The 19662-nt window shown below is 67.7% G+C and carries 19 protein-coding genes and 1 riboswitch; of the genes, 6 read left to right on the plus strand and 13 right to left on the minus strand.

The window, feature by feature from the left end:
• Positions 1-44: 44 nt before the first annotated feature.
• Positions 45-158: riboswitch (SAM riboswitch) on the plus strand.
• 8 nt (positions 159-166) lie between these two features.
• The gene (locus LPN03_RS11205) at positions 167-472 is read left to right on the plus strand and encodes a hypothetical protein (RefSeq protein WP_262454285.1); all 306 of its coding nucleotides are present in this window, start codon (positions 167-169) and stop codon (positions 470-472) included.
• Positions 473-482: 10 nt separating this feature from the next.
• Here the strand turns inward: LPN03_RS11205 and LPN03_RS11210 are convergent, their stop codons facing one another.
• From LPN03_RS11210 to LPN03_RS11225, 4 genes are all read right to left on the minus strand, one after another.
• Positions 483-713, minus strand: coding sequence for a biotin/lipoyl-containing protein (locus LPN03_RS11210; RefSeq protein WP_165182660.1), 231 nt, complete (start codon positions 711-713; stop codon positions 483-485).
• Positions 710-1777, minus strand: a complete 1068-nt coding sequence (locus tag LPN03_RS11215; RefSeq protein WP_262454286.1) for an alpha-ketoacid dehydrogenase subunit beta — start codon at positions 1775-1777, stop codon at positions 710-712. Before LPN03_RS11215 ends, LPN03_RS11210 begins: the two co-directional genes overlap by 4 nt.
• Positions 1774-2796 carry a thiamine pyrophosphate-dependent dehydrogenase E1 component subunit alpha gene (locus LPN03_RS11220; RefSeq protein WP_262454287.1) on the minus strand — a complete coding sequence of 341 codons (1023 nt, stop codon included), beginning with the start codon at positions 2794-2796 and terminating at the stop codon, positions 1774-1776. The genes LPN03_RS11215 and LPN03_RS11220 overlap by 4 nt, the downstream gene beginning before the upstream one ends.
• A 139-nt stretch (positions 2797-2935) precedes the next feature.
• On the minus strand, positions 2936-3727 hold the full coding sequence (locus LPN03_RS11225) for an IclR family transcriptional regulator (protein WP_165182658.1): 792 nt from the start codon (positions 3725-3727) through the stop codon (positions 2936-2938).
• Positions 3728-3977: 250 nt separating this feature from the next.
• Between LPN03_RS11225 and LPN03_RS11230 the strand changes: the two genes are divergently transcribed.
• Complete coding sequence (locus LPN03_RS11230; RefSeq protein WP_262454288.1) at positions 3978-5069, plus strand: VIT1/CCC1 transporter family protein; 1092 nt, start codon at positions 3978-3980, stop codon at positions 5067-5069.
• Between the two features lies 1 nt (position 5070).
• Here LPN03_RS11230 and LPN03_RS11235 read toward each other — a convergent pair whose 3' ends face one another.
• Positions 5071-6213, minus strand: a complete 1143-nt coding sequence (locus LPN03_RS11235; RefSeq protein ID WP_262454289.1) for an LOG family protein — start codon at positions 6211-6213, stop codon at positions 5071-5073.
• A gap of 124 nt (positions 6214-6337) precedes the next feature.
• Between LPN03_RS11235 and LPN03_RS11240 the strand changes: the two genes are divergently transcribed.
• A complete protein-coding gene (locus LPN03_RS11240; RefSeq protein WP_262454290.1) occupies positions 6338-6643 on the plus strand; it encodes a rhodanese-like domain-containing protein in 306 nt (101 codons plus the stop codon).
• Positions 6644-6805: 162 nt separating this feature from the next.
• Here LPN03_RS11240 and LPN03_RS11245 read toward each other — a convergent pair whose 3' ends face one another.
• Entirely contained in the window at positions 6806-7576 is a 771-nt protein-coding gene (locus LPN03_RS11245; RefSeq protein WP_165182656.1) for a TIM barrel protein, read from the minus strand.
• Positions 7576-8745, minus strand: a complete 1170-nt coding sequence (locus LPN03_RS11250) for a Gfo/Idh/MocA family oxidoreductase (RefSeq protein ID WP_262454291.1) — start codon at positions 8743-8745, stop codon at positions 7576-7578. The genes LPN03_RS11245 and LPN03_RS11250 overlap by 1 nt, the downstream gene beginning before the upstream one ends.
• A gap of 118 nt (positions 8746-8863) precedes the next feature.
• Here LPN03_RS11250 and LPN03_RS11255 point away from each other — a divergent pair, with 118 nt between their 5' ends.
• On the plus strand, positions 8864-9973 hold the full coding sequence (locus LPN03_RS11255; protein WP_262454292.1) for a LacI family DNA-binding transcriptional regulator: 1110 nt from the start codon (positions 8864-8866) through the stop codon (positions 9971-9973).
• Here the strand turns inward: LPN03_RS11255 and LPN03_RS11260 are convergent.
• The 6 genes from LPN03_RS11260 to LPN03_RS11285 all read right to left on the minus strand — a co-directional run bounded on the left by LPN03_RS11260 (position 9954) and on the right by LPN03_RS11285 (position 16344).
• Positions 9954-10994, minus strand: coding sequence for a Gfo/Idh/MocA family protein (locus LPN03_RS11260; protein ID WP_262454293.1), 1041 nt, complete (start codon positions 10992-10994; stop codon positions 9954-9956). The genes LPN03_RS11255 and LPN03_RS11260 overlap by 20 nt on opposite strands.
• Positions 10991-11989, minus strand: coding sequence for a Gfo/Idh/MocA family oxidoreductase (locus LPN03_RS11265; RefSeq protein WP_165182653.1), 999 nt, complete (start codon positions 11987-11989; stop codon positions 10991-10993). The genes LPN03_RS11260 and LPN03_RS11265 overlap by 4 nt, the downstream gene beginning before the upstream one ends.
• A 78-nt stretch (positions 11990-12067) precedes the next feature.
• Positions 12068-13018: an ATP-binding cassette domain-containing protein gene (locus tag LPN03_RS11270; RefSeq protein ID WP_262454294.1), complete on the minus strand. Its 951-nt coding sequence runs from the start codon at positions 13016-13018 to the stop codon at positions 12068-12070.
• Positions 13019-13034: 16 nt separating this feature from the next.
• Positions 13035-14078: an ABC transporter permease gene (locus tag LPN03_RS11275; protein ID WP_262454295.1), complete on the minus strand. Its 1044-nt coding sequence runs from the start codon at positions 14076-14078 to the stop codon at positions 13035-13037.
• A 66-nt stretch (positions 14079-14144) separates the two neighbouring features.
• Positions 14145-15146, minus strand: a complete 1002-nt coding sequence (locus LPN03_RS11280) for a substrate-binding domain-containing protein (protein ID WP_205678400.1) — start codon at positions 15144-15146, stop codon at positions 14145-14147.
• A gap of 175 nt (positions 15147-15321) precedes the next feature.
• Positions 15322-16344: a LacI family DNA-binding transcriptional regulator gene (locus LPN03_RS11285; RefSeq protein WP_262454296.1), complete on the minus strand. Its 1023-nt coding sequence runs from the start codon at positions 16342-16344 to the stop codon at positions 15322-15324.
• A 203-nt stretch (positions 16345-16547) separates the two neighbouring features.
• On the opposite strand from LPN03_RS11285, the gene LPN03_RS11290 reads away from it, so the two are divergent.
• Entirely contained in the window at positions 16548-17729 is a 1182-nt protein-coding gene (locus tag LPN03_RS11290; RefSeq protein WP_262454297.1) for a phytanoyl-CoA dioxygenase family protein, read from the plus strand.
• 363 nt (positions 17730-18092) lie between these two features.
• The gene (locus tag LPN03_RS11295) at positions 18093-19601 is read left to right on the plus strand and encodes an alkaline phosphatase (RefSeq protein ID WP_262454298.1); all 1509 of its coding nucleotides are present in this window, start codon (positions 18093-18095) and stop codon (positions 19599-19601) included.
• Positions 19602-19662 lie beyond the last annotated feature (61 nt).

Consider the following 19662-nt stretch of genomic DNA (forward strand, 5'->3'; position numbering starts at 1 on the left):
GTCACCATCCGCCGTCGTGCTTTTTGGCGGTAATCTTGAGCCAGCTTCAAGAGATGCGGCGCCAAGCTCCGACTGGCCGCGCACCAACCCCATGTTCACAGGGTGGTTCGGATGAGGAAGCGGCCCGCGGTGACAGGATCCGGGGGCAAGAGCACTCCCAAAGGCCGTGATGATGACCGTTATCTCCGTCAACCGCATTCCCGCGAACCGCAACGCTGCCCGGGCCGCCACACCGCCGCAGGGCATTCCCGTGCTGCCGGCCGTGGATATCAACTACGGCACTGTCACGTTCTTCACCCCGTCGGGGCACCACAATTATTGGTCTGCCGAGCCGGACCTGCTGGTGGACGCGCTGTCGCAGGCGGTCCGCCCGGCCCAGTGGATCCCGGAAATCGCCACGCTGGTGGTGACCGTGGCCCAGACCGGCGTGCGGACCGGCCGGCGCCTCGGCTTCCGCCTCGCGGCGCACTAACCGCCTGCGGTCATTCGATGACTGCGATCACCGCACCCTGCGCCACTTCGTCGCCTTCCTGAACGCGAAGCCGGACGGTGCCGGCCACGGGCGCGTAGATTTCGGCGTCGACCTTGTCTATGGCCACCTCGGCGAGCAGGTGCTTTTCGGCAACTGCGTCGCCGTCGGCCACGTACCAGGTGGCCAGGACGCCGGGCTCGGAGGCGTCCCCCGTCATCATCGGAAACAGGACTTCGTTCATGCAGTTGCCGCCTTCCGGACCGCGGCCTCAATGCGTGCGGCCGTTGGCAACACAGCATATTCGAGTTCATGGGCGTACGGAATGGGCACGTCGGGGACGCAGACGCGGCTGAAGTGCTTCAAGAGGGCCGGGTCGTGCTCGGTGATGGTGGCCGCGATTTCGCCGGAAAGCCCGAACGACTGGTAGTCCTCATCCACCACAATCACGCGCCCGGTCTTGGCGGCGGTGGCGATGACCGCCTCCCGGTCCAGCGGCACCAGCGAGCGCAGGTCCAGCACCTCCACGTTGATGCCCTCCTCCTCCAGCTTCTCCGCCACGTCCAGGCTGTGGTGCACGGACAGCGACAGCGTCACGATGCTGACGTCCGTGCCCTCCCGGACCACCTTGGCCTTGCCGATCGGAACCACGTAGTCCTCCTCCGGGACGGCGCCGATGGAGCGCTTGTTCTTCGCCATCCAGGCCAGGCCCATGACGCCCTTGTGGAACATGTACACCACGGGGTCGTCGGATTGGATGGCCGCCGTCATGAGCCCCTTCGCGTCGTACGGGTTGGAGGGGACCACCACCTTCATGCCGGGCAGGTGCGCGAACGTGCCCCACAGTGTTTGCGAGTGCTGGGCGCCGTCGGAATAGCCGCCGCCCACCGCCGTCATCAGCACCATGGGGACGCGGACGTTGCCGCCTGATTCGTAGTGGATCTTGGCCATGTGGTTGTAGATCTGGTCCATGCACACGCCGAAGAAGTCCACGAACATCAGCTCGACAATGGGCCGCATGCCTTCCACGGCAGCCCCGATGCCCAGCCCGATGAACGCCGTCTCGGAAATCGGCGTGTCAATGATCCGCTCCGATCCGAACCTCTCCAGCAGCCCCGTGGTGGAGGAGAAAATGCCGCCGTAGGCCGCCACGTCCTCGCCCATCACGAATACTGACGGGTCCTTTTCCATCTGCGAGCCGATGGCTTCCTGCAGCGCCTTGGCCGTGTTCAACCGCCGGCTGCCGGCGTCTGGCTCCACGGGCAGTGACATTTGAGCAGCGGCAGCTGCACTGGTTGAGATGCTCATGACTGGGCTCCTTCCACAAATACGTACTTCAGTGCCTCGGCCGGGTTGGGCGTTGGCGCGGCCTTGGCATGTTCGACGGCGTCGTCCACCTGGGTGCCCGCCCACGCTGTCATTTCGGCCAGGTCAGCGTCCGTGAGGATCCCGGCGTCGCGCAATTGCTTTTCGTAGGCGGGTATGGGGTCCCGGTCGGGAACCTCGGCCAGTTCGGGCCGGTAGCCCTGGGCGTCGCCTTCAAAGTGGCCCCACAGCCGGAGCGTGTGGATCTCGATAAGGCTGGGCCCGTTGCCTGCCCGGGCACGCGCCACGGCCTCGCCAACAGCAGCGTGGACGGCTTCGACGTCGTTGTTTTCCACCCGGACCCCCGGCATTCCGTAGCCCGCCGCCCGCACCGCATTGGACGGCACGGAGGTGGAGGCACTGCGGTGGACGGAGATGCCCCAGTCGTTGTCCTCGATGACGAAGATGACAGGCAGCTTCCACAGGGCGGCCAGGTTCAGGCACTCGTGGAACGGGCCGGCATTAGCTGCGCCCTCACCGGCGACAGCCACAGCAATGTTTCGAGTGCCGGCACGCTGGAACGCGAAGGCCTGGCCCAGCGCGGCGGGGAAGCCCTCGGCCACGATGCCGGAGCAGGAGAAATGCGTGGCCGGATCAAAGAGGTGCATGTGGCCGCCCCGGCCGTGGCCCAGCCCGGACTCGCGGCCGAAGATCTCCCCGGCCAGCGCGCGCAGGTTCATGCCCTTGGCAATGGCCAGGTGGTGCGGGCGGTGGGTGGCCGTGAGTGCGTCGCCGGATTCCAGGTGTGCGCACAGGCCCGCGGCCACCGGCTCCTGCCCGGCGGAAAGGTGCATCTCCCCCGGGATCAGGCCCTTGCCAATGTCAAAGCCGGGGCTCTTGTCGGCGTGGTATTCACGCAAAATTGCTGCCTCGAACGTCCTGATCAGGATCATCTGGCGCAACAGCTCCTGCCGCTGCGCCGCACTGAGGTCCTTCGCGACCTCGGTTGTTTCGGTGGTCATCGCCTCTCCCTTCCACAGATGCGCCGCCGCCTGTGCCACTGAGCGTGGAGGATTGTGGCGGCTCGCATGCCTTTCACTTTTGAGCCTAGGCACGGGTTCGACGCCGGCAACACCGCGCGGATTTCAGTAGGTGAAAAAGCTACCCTTGACCAGTGGGCCCCGCGCTGATGGTGCCGCCGGCGCCCAGGATCAATTCCAGGTGCGCAGCGGCGTCCTTGAGGGTCTCCGTGTAGTTCATTCCGCGGCGTTGTTCCCCTGCCGGCAGTGAGATGGCCAGGGCCCCGGCCCACGACGACGCAGCAACGGGCACGGCCAGGCAGGTGAACCCGAGCGCATATTCCTGGTCGTCCAGCATGGAGGACGGGCTGCCTTCAAGTGTCCGCAGGAACTCCCGCGGCGAGGTGATGGTGTAGGGCGTGAGCTCGGCCAGTGGATGCGAGGAAACATACTCCAGGCGTTCGCCGGCACCGAGGCCGGCCAGAATCTGCTTCCCGAACGCCGTGGCGTGGGCGCCGTCCTGCAGGCCCACCCACAAGTCCACCCGGGGCGTGAGCGGCCCGTCCACAATGTCCACCAGCTCAATTTCGCCGTCGTAGAAGCGGCTCAGGTACGTGGCGGCGCGCAGTTCGTCGCGGATGCCGTTGAGCACGGTGCGGCCCTGCGCGAGCGACACTGCACCCCCGGCCGCTGCGAGGGCCGGATGCCCGGGCCCCAGGACGAAGCCGTCATGGTCCTGAACCACATAGTTTGAGTGCGCCAGGGTGCGCAGTACGTTGTAGGTGGTGCCCAGACTTAGGGCCGTGGCGCGCGCAATGGACTTGGCCGGCAGGGGGCGGGAGGAGGAACCGATGCAGTCCAACACAGCCAGGGCGCGGCTTACCGAGGCGATCAGCGTCGGTGTTTTTTCGTCGTTGGCGAAGGTGGGCTGCATCACAACTCCTTACTTGCCAGACTACAACGGATTGCAGGGGTTTTCACGGGGTCCGTCCCGCAGTGGGATTCGCCGAGACAGCGGCCCCGCGCCGAAACCACCCACAATGTTTGGGGGATCTCGGCGCGGACCCGCTACCTCGACGGCGGCGGCCGGATTGCGGCTTCCCGAAACTTTATTCCGAGGACTACCGGCCGGTATTCCGGGACGGAAAGCGCTACAGTGATGGCTGACCCGAGGAGTTTCCACCGTGCCCGAACGCATTCCCACGCCCGCCGAAATCAGGCGGTGGCGCCAATACCTGGCCGATGAACGTGCCGAGGCCTCGGTCTACCGCGATCTGGCCAAGCGCCGGGACGGCGAGGAAAAGTCCATCCTGCTGGCGCTGGCCGAGGCCGAGGGCCGGCACGAACAACACTGGCTGGGGCTGCTGGGCCAGCATGAGGGGCCGCCGAAACGCCCCTCATTCCGAAACCGGTTCCTGGGGCTTTTGGCCCGCCGCTTTGGTTCGGTCTTTGTCCTTGCCTTGGCGCAACGCTCCGAGTCGCGCTCCCCGTACGCCACCGACCTTGACGCCACGAAGGCCATGGCGGCCGATGAGGCCATCCATGAGGAAGTGGTCCGCGGACTTGCCACCCGGGGCCGCAACCGGCTGGCCGGCTCCTTCCGGGCCGCCGTGTTTGGCGCCAATGACGGGCTGGTCTCCAACCTCTCCCTCGTCATGGGCATGGCCGCCACCGGTGTGGGCAGCCAGGTGGTCCTGTTCAGCGGCATCGCAGGCCTGCTCGCCGGCGCCCTGTCAATGGGGGCCGGCGAATATGTCTCGGTCAGGTCCCAGCGCGAGCTCCTGGAGGCGTCCGCGCCCACGCAGGTCACCCTGACGGCAGCGCCTGAACTGGACCTGAAAAACAACGAGCTGGTGCTGGTCTACTTGGCCCGCGGGATGTCCCGCGAGGCTGCCGAACACCGTGCAGCCGAGCGGCTGGGCCATTTCACCTGCGACTGCGACCCCAGCCTGTCACTGCGCCCCGACACTTTCGAGACGGCGGACGAGCACGAGACGCTGGGCACGGCCTGGGGCGCGGCGTCGTCGAGCTTCTGCTTCTTTGCCTCCGGCGCCATCATCCCCATCATCCCGTTCCTGTTTGGCATGACGGGAATCGGGGCCCTTGTCCTGGCGTGCACGCTGGTGGGCCTGGTGCTGCTGGGGACCGGCGGCGTGGTGGGGCTGCTGTCCGGGGCCTCGCCCATGTGGCGCGGGCTGCGGCAGCTGGGCATTGGCCTGGGCGCGGCCGCCGCCACCTACCTGCTGGGGCTGGTGTTCGGCACCATCGTCGGCTGATTCACGGCTGCCCGGACCAGCCCGACAGCAGTGCACAGGCCTCGTCAATGGTGTCCACCACGCGCATCCGCTCCGCCATGGCCCGGCCGTTGGCGAGGGCGGCAAGCAGGGGCCGGACGGGCAGTTCCTCTTCCCAGTGCCGGCGCCCCACCAGCACCATGGGTGTCACCGCCGCATCCGCCGCATAGTAGTTCTCGCAGGCGTCCTGGAAAATCTCCTGCACCGTGCCGGCGGCCCCGGGCAGGAAGATGATCCCGCCGTTGCAGCGCGCCAGTAGCACGGCCTCCCGGATCGAGTTCGCAAAGTACTTCGCGATCCGGGTGGCAAAGAGGTTGGGCGGCTCGTGGCCGTAAAACCAGGTGGGGATGCCCAGGCTGTCGGCCCCGCCGGGAAACTTTGCCAGCACGGATTCCGCCGCCCTGGCCCACTCCGTGACAGAGGGCCGGAAGCCGGGGACGGCCCCCAGGGTGCGCCGCGCACTGTCCAGGGCATCGGCGCGGTACGGGGACAGGAAAGCCCCCAGGTTTGCAGCCTCCATGGCGCCTGGCCCGCCGCCGGTGGCCACCATGAAGCCCTGGTGCGCCAGGGTCCGCCCCAGTCGGGCAGCTTGCTCATATTCAATGCTGTCCCGGGCCGCGGCATGCCCGCCCATGACACCCACCACACGCTTCCCGGCAGCCGCGCAGGCATCGAGAAAATCGTCCAGGGAGTCTGAAATCGCGTGGTCGTGCATGGCCGTGGCCAGCGTGGCGTTCAGTTCGCGTCCGTGCCCGTCCTGCAGCGTCCACTGGTAGATTTGCGCGTCCGGCACAGCCTCGTATTCCGCCCCGCCAATGCCCTTGTACAGCTCGGCAGCCGTGTAGAGGTGGCCGCGGTAGGCGTTGAAGGGAATGTTGGGCAGCGTGGGGAAAATCAGGGCCCCGCCCGACCTCAGCCGCGCCTCCACCCCTGCGGCAAAGCGGCAGCCCATGAAAATGGCGCCCGACGCCCGCAGCCCCAACAGCTCCGCCGACCTCTGCCGCAGGTCCACGGCCTGGAAGTGCCAGCCATGCATGGATGTGGCGCCGCCGGCCAGCAAGGCGTCAAACCCCGCCACATCCTCAACCTCTAGGGTCCGGGCACGGGGGGCAAGGGGTGCGTTCACGCCTTCAGCATAGCGAGCCGCGCCGGCGGCCGGGCCAGGCGGGGCCGGGTACGGTGGATACGGCAGCAATTCCAAGCACGACGGCGGCCCCTCCCGGACACGCCGCCCCCACCAAGGAGCCCCATTGAAGGAAATCACCACCAACGACGTCCTGGCCGCCGATCCCGACGTGCAGATCATCGATGTCCGCGAGGCGGGCGAACTCAGCACCGGCATGATCGAGGACGCCGTCCACATTCCCTCCGGCGAAATCCTGGAGCGCGTGGGCGAACTGGACAAGTCGCGCCGCATCATCGCCGTCTGCCATGGCGGCGGGCGCAGCGGGCGCGTAGCTGAAGCTTTGACGGAGCTCGGCTACAACGCGGACACCCTGGTGGGCGGGATGAGCAACTGGGAGGCCGAGGGCCTGCCCATGCTCCCGCCGGCGTAAACGGCGGCACATCCGGGCCGCCAAAGGCGGCGGAGTCGGCATTTTTTGTAGGCGACGTCAAGGAGACCGTAAGGCCGCCTGCGGCCGTCGGTCGGATAGTCGCCGGAAAAATGCCGAGCCGCCGCCGGCCCGACCCAGCCGGACCGCCGCCGCAAGCGGAAGTCAGACCCGGCCGAAGGCGGCGCCGAACGCTGCAAGGGCGGCGTCGCTGTCCCCCTGCGCCCAGGCCTCCATGCCCACGGTGCCGCGGTAGCCGGCGTCGAGCAGTGCGCGGTGGACTGCCGCGTAGTTGATCTCCCCCGTGCCCGGTTCGCAGCGCCCGGGGACGTCCGCCACCTGGATCTCGCCAATGTGCGGCAGCGAGTCGCGGACCAGCCCGATCAGGTTTCCCTCCCCCATTTGCGCGTGGTAGAGGTCCAGCATCATCTTCACGTTGGGGTGGCCGGCAGCCTCCACCAGGGCCCGGGTGTCCTTGGCCCGCGCCAGCGGGATGCCCGGATGGTCCAGGATGGTGTTGAGGTTTTCGAGGCAAAACGTGATGCCGTGGCGTGCGCCCAGCTCGCCGAGGCGGGCGAGGGTGCGTGCGCCCGTGGCCCACATCCGCCCCGTGGCCCTGAACGCGGGGCGGGCCGCGTGCCCGTCGATGAGCTCGGCGGAGTGCACCACCATGCGCGGGATTCCGAGCTCCAGCGCGGTCGGGATGAGTTCGGCCGCCGTCCGGACCACGTCATCGCAGCTGTCGGCATCCACCACGCTGCCGGCGGAATATCCCGTCATGGAGGAAAATGCGGCGCCCGTTGACTTGAGTGCGGCCACGTCCTTGGTGCGCGAGTCCCAGATTTCCACGTCAAAGCCCGCCGCGTGGATCCTGCGCACCCGCTCCGCGAACGGCAGCTCGGTGTAAACCATTTCGGCGCAGACTGCCAGGCGCATCAGGCGCCTGCCGCGTTGTGTGAAGGCTCGACGGCGGCCGGCCGGGCCACCGCGGCCGGCCGGGCCACCGCTGCCGGCTGGGCGACGGCGGCGGGCTGGCCCGTGGTGACGGACTCGATGCAGGCCAGGGCCACAGCCAGGGCGCGGCGGGCGTCGGCACCGCCGGGAGTGACTGAGGCCCCGGCCCCGCCGGACCCGGATGCGGCGGCCCCGTCCGCCGGGTTTCGCAGCCCGGCAATGGTGGCGGCAAAGTCGGCGAGTTCGTCGGTGTAGGCCTGCTTGAACAATTCCACGTTCAGCCGCGGCGTGTTGGCGGACAGGCCGCCGGCGGTGTAGCGCCGGGCGGCGGTTTCAGTGCTTCGTCCGGCCTGGACCATACCCTTGGAACCGAAGACCTCACCGCGGATGTCATAGCCGTAGAGGGCGCTGAAGTTTGCCTCCGCCACAGCCACGGCCCCGTTGCTGTACTTGACCGTCACCACGGCGGTGTCCAGGAAGCCCTGGTCCTTGAAGCCGGGCTCCACCAGCGCGTCCGCCACTGCATAGACGTTCACCGGCTCGGCCCCGGAATTGAACCAGTTGAGCGTGTCAAAGTCGTGGATCAGCGTTTCCAGGAACACCGTCCACGGCGGTGTCTTCGCGGCCCCCTGTATGCTGCCGGTCCCGGGGTCGCGGGTGAGCGAGCGCAGCAGCTGGGGCGTCCCCACCACCCCGGCGTCAATGTCCGCCTTCGCGGCCAGGAAGTCCTCGGCGTAGCGCCGGTTGAAGCCCACCTGGAATTGCACGCCGGCGGCGGCCACGTCCGCCAGCGCCGCATCAAGTTCCTCGAGCGACAGCCCGGCCGGCTTCTCGCAGAAAACGTGCTTGCCGGCCTTCGCCGCCTGGGAAATCAGGGTGGAGTGGAAACGGGCCGGGCTGGCAATGATGACACCATCCAGGTCCGGGTCGGCAAACAGGTCCGCCGGGTCGGCACTGACCTTGGCCACGCCCAGGCGGGCTGCCAGCGCGGACGCAGCATCGATGGCCGGGTCGGCAATGGCCTCCAGCACGGCGCCGGGCAGGCGGAGGGCCACGCTCTCGGCATGGAAGGCGCCGATCCAGCCGGCGCCAATGAGGCCCAGGCGCACCGCCGGTGCCGGAGTTGCCGTGTGTCCTTGCAGATATGCCATGGGAAGCCGTCCGTTCAGTGGAGTTGGGGCCGGAACTAGATCGATCTAGCCGACGTGATGGATCCAGTCTGGCACGACATCCCGCACCGTGTCTAGATCGATCTAGTAGTCTGTTTCCATGATGAACCCCGCAGAGCCCCCGCAACCGCCCCGGCGCCCCACCATGGCCGACGTCGCCGCGGCCGCCGGCGTCTCGCGGGCCCTCGTCTCAATCGTCATCCGGGGCGCGGAAGGGGCCAGCGACGCCACCCGCCGGCGCGTGCTGCAGGCGGCCAAGGACCTCGGCTACCGCCCGGACACCAGGGCCCGGCTGTTGCGCAGCAGCCGGACACGGCTGATCGGCGTGGTCTTCAACGTGACCGAGCCGTACCACGCCGAGTTGGTCGAGCTCCTCTATGAGGCTGCCGCCGCCGAACGCTACGCCATCACCCTCAGCGCCACGGGGCCGCGCCGGGGCGAGCGGGAGGCTGTTGAATCGCTGCTGGACCTGGGCGTGGAGGCGGCGGTAGTCATTGCCCCCACCAGCCCGACGGCGGAACTCGCAGCCCTGCCCGTTCCCGTCGTATCCATGTTGCGGGCCCCGGGCGGCGGGGCCGTCGCCAGTGTTGCAAGCGACGAGGCCGCCGGGATCAGGCTGGCCATGGACCACCTTCACGGCCTGGGTCACCGGCGCATCGCCCACCTCGACGGCGGTGCCGCCGTCGGCTCGGCAGCCCGGCGCACCGCCTACCTGGCCTGGATGGCCGACGCCGGCGAGGCGGCACAGGTAATCCCCGGCGGTCCCCTGGAATCGGACGGATCGCGGGCGGCAGCCATGCTGCTGGCGTCCATGGGCCGGCCGCCTGCCGGGGCCGGACGTGAGGGGAACACCCAGGCCGGGCACGCCACATATGCCGGCCACGGCGGCACCGCATCGGGGGCACCCGGCGCGCCCACCGCCGTCGTGGTTTTCAACGACCGCAGCGCCCTGGGCGCCCTGGACACCTTCCGGCGCGCGTGGCTGGGCGTGCCCGGGGAGCTGTCCGTGGTGGGCTACGACAATTCCCGCATGGCGCGGCTGGAGCACATCAACCTGACCAGCATTGGCCAGGACGGGCCCGCGCTGGCGGCCGCCGCCGTCCGCAGCGCGGCCGCCCGGATTGCCGGCGCCGCCGCGGAGGACGTGGTCATCCCGCCGTCGCTGGAGCCGGGCGGCACCACGGCGAGGCTCACTCCCCCGGGAAGGTGATTCCCAGCTGGCCGCGGATGGCATCCGCCACGTCCATGGTCAGGATGGATGCCTCCAGTGGGCGTTCCGCCACGGAGGTGCGCCCGGCGTGGATGGCCCGGGCGACGGCGGCGGCCTCGAAGTGCAGGCCCTCGAAGTGCGCCCCCGCGGGCTCCTCGTAGCGGAGGCTGGTGCCGTCGGGCTGGCTGAGCGTGAACCCGCCGGGCATGTTGAACGGTCCGTCAAGGGTCAGTGTGGCGGCCGTCCCCACCAGGCTTGCCTGGGTGGGCGTGAAGTTGTTCAGCTGCGTTTTCACCACCGCGTGGGCGCCGCCGGGAAAGGACATGGCGGCTGAAATTTGGCCGTTGACGCCCGACGGGTGGCCGGTGCCCAGCGCCCGGAGCTGGTCCGGGGCGCCCAGGACGGCGGTGACCAGCGCCAGCGGGTAGGTGCCCAGGTCCAGCAGCGGGCCGCCTGCCAGCAAGGGGTCGAAGATCCGGTGCCCCGGCTCAAAGTGTTCTCCGTACTCGGCGATGACGGTGGTCAGGGTGCCCAGTGCGCCGGCGTCGAGCAGTTGCCGGACGGCGTCGAACTTGGGCAGGAAGAAGGTCCACAGCGCCTCGGCGGCAAACAGCCCTGCAACGGCGGCCTTGTCACGGATGTCCCGGGCCTGGGCGGCGTTGATGCCGATGGGCTTCTCGATCAATACGTGCTTTCCTGCCGCCAAGGCGGCCAGCGCGGCGGAGTGGTGGGAGGTGTGCGGCGTGGCCACATAGACAATGTCGATGTCGGCGGCGGCCAGTTCCCCGTAGCTGCCGTACGCCGCTGCAATGCCGAACGTGTCCGCGAAGGCCTGGGACCGCTCCAGGGAGCGGGAGCCCACGGCGGCAATCACCTGGCGCGTGTGCGCCTGGACGGACTCGGTGAAGCGCTCGGCGATCCAGCCCGGACCCATGATGCCCCAGCGCAGGGGCGGGGCATCCATGGAATCGGGCACGCGTGAAGCGGGCAGGACCGCGGGCGCGGTTGCCTGCAAACTCACGTGTAATCCACCGCGGTGAAGAGCCCCGTGCCGGCCGCGGCAATGACGGCTTCGGCCACCTGGGCCGCGCGCAGCCCGTCGCGGGCGGTGGCCAGCGGCGATGGTTCGCCGCGCTGGAGTGAATGGATCCAGGCCTGCAGCTCAATCCGGTAAGCGTCGGCAAACCGCGGCCGCCAGTCCTCCGGATATTCCGTCGACCTGCTGCGCTGCGCATTCACGGCCAGCAGGGCCGGCTCGGCCAGGGAGGCCGTGCCGCGCTCGGCCACCACTTCGCACTGCGTGGTGTAGCCGTACTGGGCATTGAGGAACAGCTCCAGCGTTGTCAGCACCCCGTCCGCCGTGCGCAGCAGGATGAACGCGGGGTCGTGGAGCCCGCCGGGTGCCGCCGTCGTCCGTTTTCCGGCGTGCCAGGCCACCTCCGTGATGGGCGAGCCCAGCAGCCACGGAATGGTGTCCAGCTCATGGATGGCGGAGTTGGTCACGGCGGAGGCGGTGGTGGCGTTGGGTGCGGAGGTGCTGTTGCGGCTGATGCAGTGCACCATCAGCGTCTCGCCCGCGTCCCCGGATTGGGCATGGCGGCGCAGTTCACGGTGGCCCGGGTCGAAGCGCCGCATGAACCCCAGCGACAGCAGCGAACGCCCCGTGGCGGCGGCAATCTCCTCATCCGCCGCCACCACCTCGCGGCATTCCGCCACCGTCGGGGCCAGGGGCTTTTCGCACAGGACCGGCTTGCCTGCCTCAAGGCAGTCGAGGATGAGCCCGGCATGCGTCGAATCATGCGAGGCAATCACGACGGCGTCCACCCGGCTTGAGCGGATGAGCTTGCGTGCGTCGGTGGTTGCGCGGGCGCCCGCGGCGGCCGCCGCGGCTGAGGCACGGTCCCCGTCGATGTCCGCCACGTAGCTGACGCTGGCGCCGCTGATGGCCGTGGCCAGGTTGGTGATGTGGTCGGCGCCCATGATTCCGGCGCCGATCACGCCTACGTTGAGGGTCATGCTGGTGTTCTCCCCTGTTTGTGAAGTGGCCCTGCGGGCTGTTGTGCCTGCGGGCTGTTATGCTAGCCGGCTGTCTTGCTAGCGCGGCAGCTGATCAGCGGTTTCGGCCACTTCGGCTTGGACTTCGCTGACGATGTCGCTGTGTCCGCCGAGGCTTTCGAGTTCGTGGGCCAGCTCGGCCAGCTCCGCGCCGCCGGCCATTTGGGCGGTGAGTTCCTCCAGGGTGATGTCCTTTTTGTCGTAGTAACCGATGGACTTGCCGCGCTTGAGGAGCAGGAACCTGTCCCCGACGGGGTAGGCGTGGTGCGGGTTGTGGGTGATGAAGATGACGCCCAGGCCGCGGTCGCGGGCCTGGAGGATGTAGCGCAGCACCACCCCGGACTGCTTCACGCCCAGGGCCGCGGTGGGTTCGTCCAGGATCAGGGCCTTCGCACCGAAGTGCACGGCGCGGGCAATGGCCACGCACTGTCGCTCACCGCCGGACAGCTGGCCGATGGGCTGCTCCACGTCGCGCAGGTCAATGCCCATCTCCCCGAGCTCGGTCTTCGTGATTTCCTTCATGCGCTTCACGTCCAGGCGGCGGAAGGGCCCCCACCCCGTGGTGAGTTCCGAGCCGAGGAAGAAGTTGCGCCAGATCGGCATGAGCCCCACCACGGCCAGGTCCTGGTACACGGCGGCAATGCCGGAATCCAGGGCTTCCCGGGGTGAACCGAGCTTGCGTTCGGCGCCCATGATCTTGAAGGACCCCTCGTCGTGCTGGTGCAGGCCGGCGATGATCTTGATCAGCGTCGACTTCCCCGCCCCGTTGTCCCCGAGCACGCACGTGACCCGGCCCATGTCCACGGCCATGGTCACATCCGTCAGGGCAATGATGTTTCCGTAATGCTTGCCCACCTTCTCCAGCTCCAGCAGGTGCACCGGTGTGTGGGTCAGGGGGTCGGTCTCGTTTTGGAGCAGGGTTTCCTGGTCAATGTCCACACCCGCGGAGGGGGCGGGGGCTGCGTGCTTGGCAGCGTCGTTGGCAGTCATGTCTGGTTTCCGTCCTTTACTTGCTGTCCGCGCGGCGTTTGACGATCAGGTTCACAATGGTGGCCAGCAGCAGCATCAGGCCCAGGAAGAACTTGAACCAGTCCGGGTTCCACTGCGCGTACACGATGCCCTTGTTCGCCATGCCGAAGATGAACGCCCCGATGGCCCCGCCAATCGCCGAGCCGTAGCCGCCGGTGAGCAGGCACCCGCCAATCACTGCGGCAATGATGTACAGGAACTCGTTGCCGATGCCCTCTCCGGACTGCACGGCGTCGAACGCGAAGAGGTTGTGCATGCCCAGCACCCAGCCGCAGAACCCGACCCCCATGAACAGGCCGATCTTCGTCCACTTCACCGGCACGCCCACGGCCCGGGCCGCGTTCTCATCCCCGCCCACGGCGAAGATCCAGTTGCCCACCTTGGTGCGCAGCAGCAGCCAGGAGGTGATGGCGACCAGGATGATCCAGATGAAGATCGGGGACTTGATGTCCACCCCCGCAATGATGAAGTCGTTCGAGAAAACGGCCTGGGCCGAGGCGAAGCCGTCCATGTTCGCGATCGACGGCGTCGCAACGCTGCCCCCGATCAATCGGGTCAGGGCCAGGTTCAGCCCCGTGAGCATCAAGAATGTGGCCAGCGTGACAATGAAGCTGGGCAGCTTTGTCTTCATCAGGATCCAGCCGTTGACAAAGCCGATCGCCAGGGACACCACCAGGGCCAAGCCCACCCCGATCCACACGTTCGTGGAAAAGTACCAGCTGAACAGCGACGCCGTCAGCGCCGAGCTGATCACCGCCACGCCCGCGGACAGGTCAAACTCCCCGCCGATCATCAACAGGGCCACCCCCACGGCCATGATCCCGATCGTGGAGGAACCGTACAGCACCGTGGCGAAGGAATTCGCCTGCAAAAACACCGGCGCCACCAGGGAGAAGAAAACAAAGAGGACAATGGCACCGACCAGGGCGCCGATTTCCGGGCGGCCCAAAAGATTCGAGACGAGGCTGCGCTTGCCGACACGTTCATCCAGGGCCGGCGGGGGCTTAATGAGGGTAGTCAAGTAAATACTCCTAATCTTGCCCGGGCCCGCGGGGACACGCCCCGCGGGCCCGGAAGCAAGGCATCCCTAGCGGATGCCTTGCTTGGCGTAGGTGAGGACGGCGGGGGCGTTGGTCTTGTCGATGATGGCGGGGCCGGTCAGCACGGGGAGCCCGCCGCCCACCTTGAAGCCGCCGCGGTTGTACTGCCACAGCGCGTCGATGGAGTCGTAGCCCTGGAGCCAGGGCTGCTGGTCCACCGTGAACTCCACCTTGCCGTCGATGATCGACTGGATGAGCTCACCGCTGAGGTCGAAGGAGGCAATTTTGATCTTGCCTGTCAGGCTCAGCGACGCCACGGCCTTGACGATGGTGGCGGTGAAGGGCGCACCCAGCCCGATGATGGCATCGGCGCTCGGGGTGGACTGCAGCTTCGCCGTGACGGTGGAGGAGACCTGGGTCATGTCGGTGCCCTGCACGTACAGGATTTCCGTGCCGGGAACCTTCGTCTTGACACCGGCGCAGCGGGCCTCGAGGGCCACATTGCCCTGTTCCTGGATCACGCAGATGGGGTGCTTCACGCCGTCGGCGGCAAGCCGGGTTCCGACGGCGGCACCGGCAATGTTTTCATCCGAGCCAAAGTGGGTGAAGGCGCCGACGCTCTTGAACACGTCCTCCCCGGAGTTGAGGCTGACCACGGGAATCCCGGCTGCCTCAGCCTTCTTCAGCACATCCTTGAGTGCGTCGGGCTTGGCCAGTGTCACGGCGATGCCGGCCACTTTCTGGTCGATGGCCTGCTGGACCAGCTGGGCCTGCCGTCCGCCGTCGGGATCGGAAGTGTAGAGCAGGGTGACGTTGTCCTTGGTCGCCGCCTCCTGGGCACCCTTGCGGACAATGTCCCAGAAAGTGTCGCCGGGGGCCGCGTGGGTGATCAGGGCAATCTTGATGTTCGGCGTGGTGGCAACCTGCCCGCCGCCTCCGCTGCCGGCGGTCTCGGCGGGCCGGCCGCCGGTGCTCGAACAGGCGCTCAGTGCGAGCATGGGAACCACAGTGGCAACTACCGCCAGCTTCCGCCAGGAATACTTCTTCATTTGCAGTCTCCTTACAAATTGCGACTTCGTCCGGAGCATCATTGCCCGGTCCGTAAACTCCGCTACATAGATCATCGTGACGCCCATCACTAAAGTCAAGACTTTGTCCTGACATTAGGATGTTTTTACGTAAAGATGTGACCCAAACGTGATTGTTATGGGTCACATGCCGCGGTCATCCGGAGGGAATGTTAAAGGGCGTGGCCACGCTGAAGGGCGACGGCGTGACCCCGCCCTGCCCGGGCAGCGCACCGTGCGCCTGCATGAAGATCCGTGCGCAGCGCTGCACGTCGGCCCGCAGTTCATGGTGCAGCACGGCATGGAGGCGGCCGGCGCGCAGCAGGGCGGCATTGTCGGCGTTGATGTCGTGGCCGATGAAGGCCTGCAGCTCACGGCCGGCGCCGTCGAACGCGGCCGCGATTCCGGCATTGCCGCCGCCAACGGAGTAGACGGCCGAAAGGAGCGGGTCACCGGCCAGCGCACGGGCAAAGATTGCCTCGGCCGTCGCGTCCAGTCCGTCGCTGCCGGGCAGGTAGGCCACCGCGCGGCCGGGGTCAAGGGCCCGCATGGTGGCGCGGAAGCCCATTTCCCGCTCCTCCTCGCCCCGGAAGAAGTCGCTGCTGACGGCCACAGCCACAGTGCCCGGCCGCCCCCGCATCCACTGGCTCATCAGGTAGGCGGCCGTGGATCCGGCGGAGCGGTTGTCCATGCCCACATAGGCGAGGCGGGCACTGGCCGGCAGGTCCGTCACCAGGGTCACCACAGGTATCCCCCGGGCGGCGACGGCGTCGACGGCCGCCGCGATTTCCGGCAGGTCGGGCGCCTTGAGGATCACGCCATGGCTGCCGCGGCGCGCTATCCGTTCCAGTTCCCGGACGCAGTCCGCCGCATTCCACCTCTCGTGCAGTTGGAACCGGGCCCGGAACACGGCCGGGCGCAGAAACGGCAGCTCGGCCTCCAGCGCCTGGCGCACAGCCTCATGGAACCGCACCGGCGCATCCACCACCACGTCGATCATGAAGTGCCGCCCGGAAAGGGCCAGCTGGGCGCGCTGCCCCTCCAGCTCGCGGACGGCCTGGCGAACCTGGTCCTCGGTGCTGCGGCGCACGCCGGGACGTCCATGAATCACCCTGTCCACCGTGGCGTCACTGACACCGGCCTGGCGGGCGATCTCCCGGACGGTAAATTGATGGGCCATGATGTCCCCTTGCGCGGATGGAGTGATGCTCCCATCATGCCACCGCGTGGACCAGCACTGAGGTAGTTCTGATGGTTTTTTGATGGATTCATGCCTTGCCCGAAGGTGCCGGGAGCCGCCATGCTGGAATCAAGTTCCTGTACGTGACTGGCTCCGCCGCCCGCACCTCACCCTGTTCCACCCACCCGAAAGAGGACAATCCCATGACCACTACCCGCACCGGCCAGGAGTGGCTCAGCGACTCCGATTGCAGCCTGGACGACTTCGCCGCCGTTGTCGGTGAGACCACCCGGCTCGAGGACTACCCCCACGCCGACGCCGTCGAAGGCAACGTCGTGATCTACGGCCCGGGCCTCCACGGCCGCGTGGCGGAGCCGGCCGGGCGGGCCGATGTGCAGGCTGAGCTCATCCGGGCGCTCACCACGGGTCCGGGGATTGTCGTGTTCAAGGGTGCGTTCCCGGACACGGGCGTTGTGGACCGCGCCACGGATTCCTTCCGCCAGCTCATCGCCGCCCAGAAGGCTGCGGGGGCCGGCGGCGGCGACCACTTTGCCAAGCCGGGCGCCAACGACAGGGTCTGGGGGGCGCTGGACAAGCTGGCGCTGGCCCATCCGGACACCTTTGCCGAGTACTACGCCAATGACATCCTCGCCGTGGTTTCGGAAGCCTGGCTGGGGCCGAACTACCAGGTAACATCGCAGGTCAATGTGGTCAACCCCGGCGGCGCGGCACAAACGGCCCACCGCGACTACCACCTGGGCTTCATGTCCGCCGCGGAGGCCGCCCGGTATCCGGCACATGCCCACCAGCTCACCCCGGCGCTGACGCTGCAGGGCGCCGTGGCCCATTGCGACATGCCGCTGGAATCCGGCCCCACACTTTACCTGCCGCATTCCCACAAGTACCGGGCCGGCTACCTGGCATTTCACCGCCCCGAGTTCACTGCCTATTTTGAGGCGAACCGTGTCCAACTGCCGGTGGCCAAGGGCGACGCCGCGTTTTTCAACCCGGCCCTGTTCCACGGCGCCGGCCACAACGTGTCTGCGGATATCCACCGCATGGCCAACCTGCTCCAGGTTTCCTCCGCGTTTGGCCGGGCCATGGAGACGGTGGACCGCACGGCCATGTGCCTTGCCCTCTACCCCGTACTATCCGCGCTCAAATCCGCCGGCACCCCGGAGCGGTCCTTGCGAAATGTCATTGCCGCGTCCGCCGAGGGCTACGGTTTCCCGACCAACCTGGACCTGGACCAGCCGATTGGCGGCCTCGCCCCGGAAACGCAGGCCCAATTCGTGTGGCGGGCGCTGGAATCGGGCCTTCCACCGGCTGATTTTGCGGCCGGGCTCGACGCCGCTGCCACCCGCCGCCGCAGCCTGGCACACTGACGGCTGCTTCCCCCGCGCCAACTGTACGGCCGGGGCTCCTTCGCCCGGCTGTTTGGCCGCATTTTCACCCACGACGGCGGTCCCGCGCCTGCGCGCGCAGGAGGCGCCGCCGTCGTGCCTCACCGGAGGAACCAGCCGGGGATGCCGAAATGGACCATTGAGCCTGAATTATCAGCCTCAATGGTCCATTTCTGCATCCCCCCGGCCAAAGCACGCCCCACCCCGTGAATTCACCCGGCGGCCAGTGCTGGTTAACCCTGCGGCAACGAGGTGACATCCACGCGCTCCTAGTCTGGTGGCGGCGCTCAACGCGCCAGCCTAAAGAAGAAGACCGAATCACTCGATACTTTTCAGGAGCAATCAATGCAGCGCAAAAACACTGCGTTTGCCGCCACATCAGTCGTCCTGGCCTTGGGGGGCGCCTTGTTGGGTGGCGTCACTGCGGCGCAGGCCGCACCGGGGAACGACGGCGGCAGCGGCAACAACGGGGAAATCAAGAATGTCATCTACCTGCTGGGCGACGGCATGGGGCGCACCCACGTCACCGCCGGCCGGGAGCGCTTTTACGGGGCCGCAGGCAAGCTGAACATGGAAACCCTGCCCGCGCACGGCTACGTCAGCACCTACGCCGTGCAGAAGAAGTCCGGCCAGCCCGGCAGCGCCGACTTCGCACTGAACCTGGTCACGGACTCCGCCTCCGCGGCAACCGCGTGGGCCTCAGGCGTCAAGACCTACAACGCGGCGCTCGGGGTGGATGCCAAGGGCACGCTGGTTCCCACCGCTATGGAAATGGCCAAGCAGGCCGGCTACCGCACCGGAAACGTCTCCACGGCGGAAATCACCGACGCCACGCCGGCAGCCCAGATGAGCCATGCACTGGCCCGGGGCTGCCAGGGCCCGGTCTACTCCGCGTCCTCATGCCAGGACACGCAGGTCACCGGCTCCGCACTCCCCACCAGCGACGTGCGCGTCACCCCGATCGCCAAGCAGATTGCGCGCAACGGCACGGCAGACGTGATCCTCGGCGGCGGGCTGAGCCGCTTCGACGCGGCCGATGAAACCGCCCTCAAGGCGCAGGGCTACAGCGTGATCAGCTCCCCCGCCACGCAAATCGCGGCCACCAAGACGGACCTCGCCGCGGCACAGGGCCAGAAGGTGTTTGGCCTGTTCAACTCCGGCAACCTGACGGTGGAAAAGACCAAGCAGGACAACCCGTCCTCGGCCGCGGCACAGGAACCCACCGTGGCCGACATGACAGAAAAGGCCATCAGCCTGCTCAGCACCAAGAACAAGGGCAGCAAGGGCTTCTACCTCCAGGTTGAGGGCGCGCTCATCGACAAGCGCTCCCACGCCAATGACGCCTCCCAGACGCTGGAGGAGATCAAGGCGTTCGACGACGCCGTCAAGGTCGCCCTGGACTTCGCCAAGAAGGACGGCCACACCCTGGTGATTGTCACGGCTGACCACGAATGCGCCGGCTTCAACATCATTGAAAAGGGCAGCTTCACCAACGCCGAGGCCGCCGCACCGCCCACAAACGTGGATGGCGGCAACACCGCAAACAACTCCACGCCCAGCCGGGCCAGCGGCAACGTCAAGGACTCCGCCCGCTCCACCGGCATTGTCAACGGTGCCGGTTCCGCGGATCCGAAGAACTTTGCCCCGGCCACGTTCCGCACCCCGGACGACGGCGCCGCCATCAAGGACGGCTCACCCGACGCCAGCCTGTGGCTGACCTACCTGTCCGGCAACCACACCGGCGCCGACGTGCCGGTCTACTCCTATGGAGCCGGCTCGGAAAAGCTGCAGGGCACGGTGGACAACACCGACCTCTTCGGCCTGGTCACCAAGGCCATGGGCCTGACGAAGTAGCCCACGCCCAAGCTAGTTGGTGGGGCCTGCGGCCGGCCCGCAGGCCCCACCGCCATTTTGA

Origin of the sequence: Arthrobacter sp. A2-55 (genome assembly GCF_025548615.1) — a bacterium.
In the GTDB taxonomy this organism is placed as follows: domain Bacteria; phylum Actinomycetota; class Actinomycetes; order Actinomycetales; family Micrococcaceae; genus Specibacter; species Specibacter silviterrae.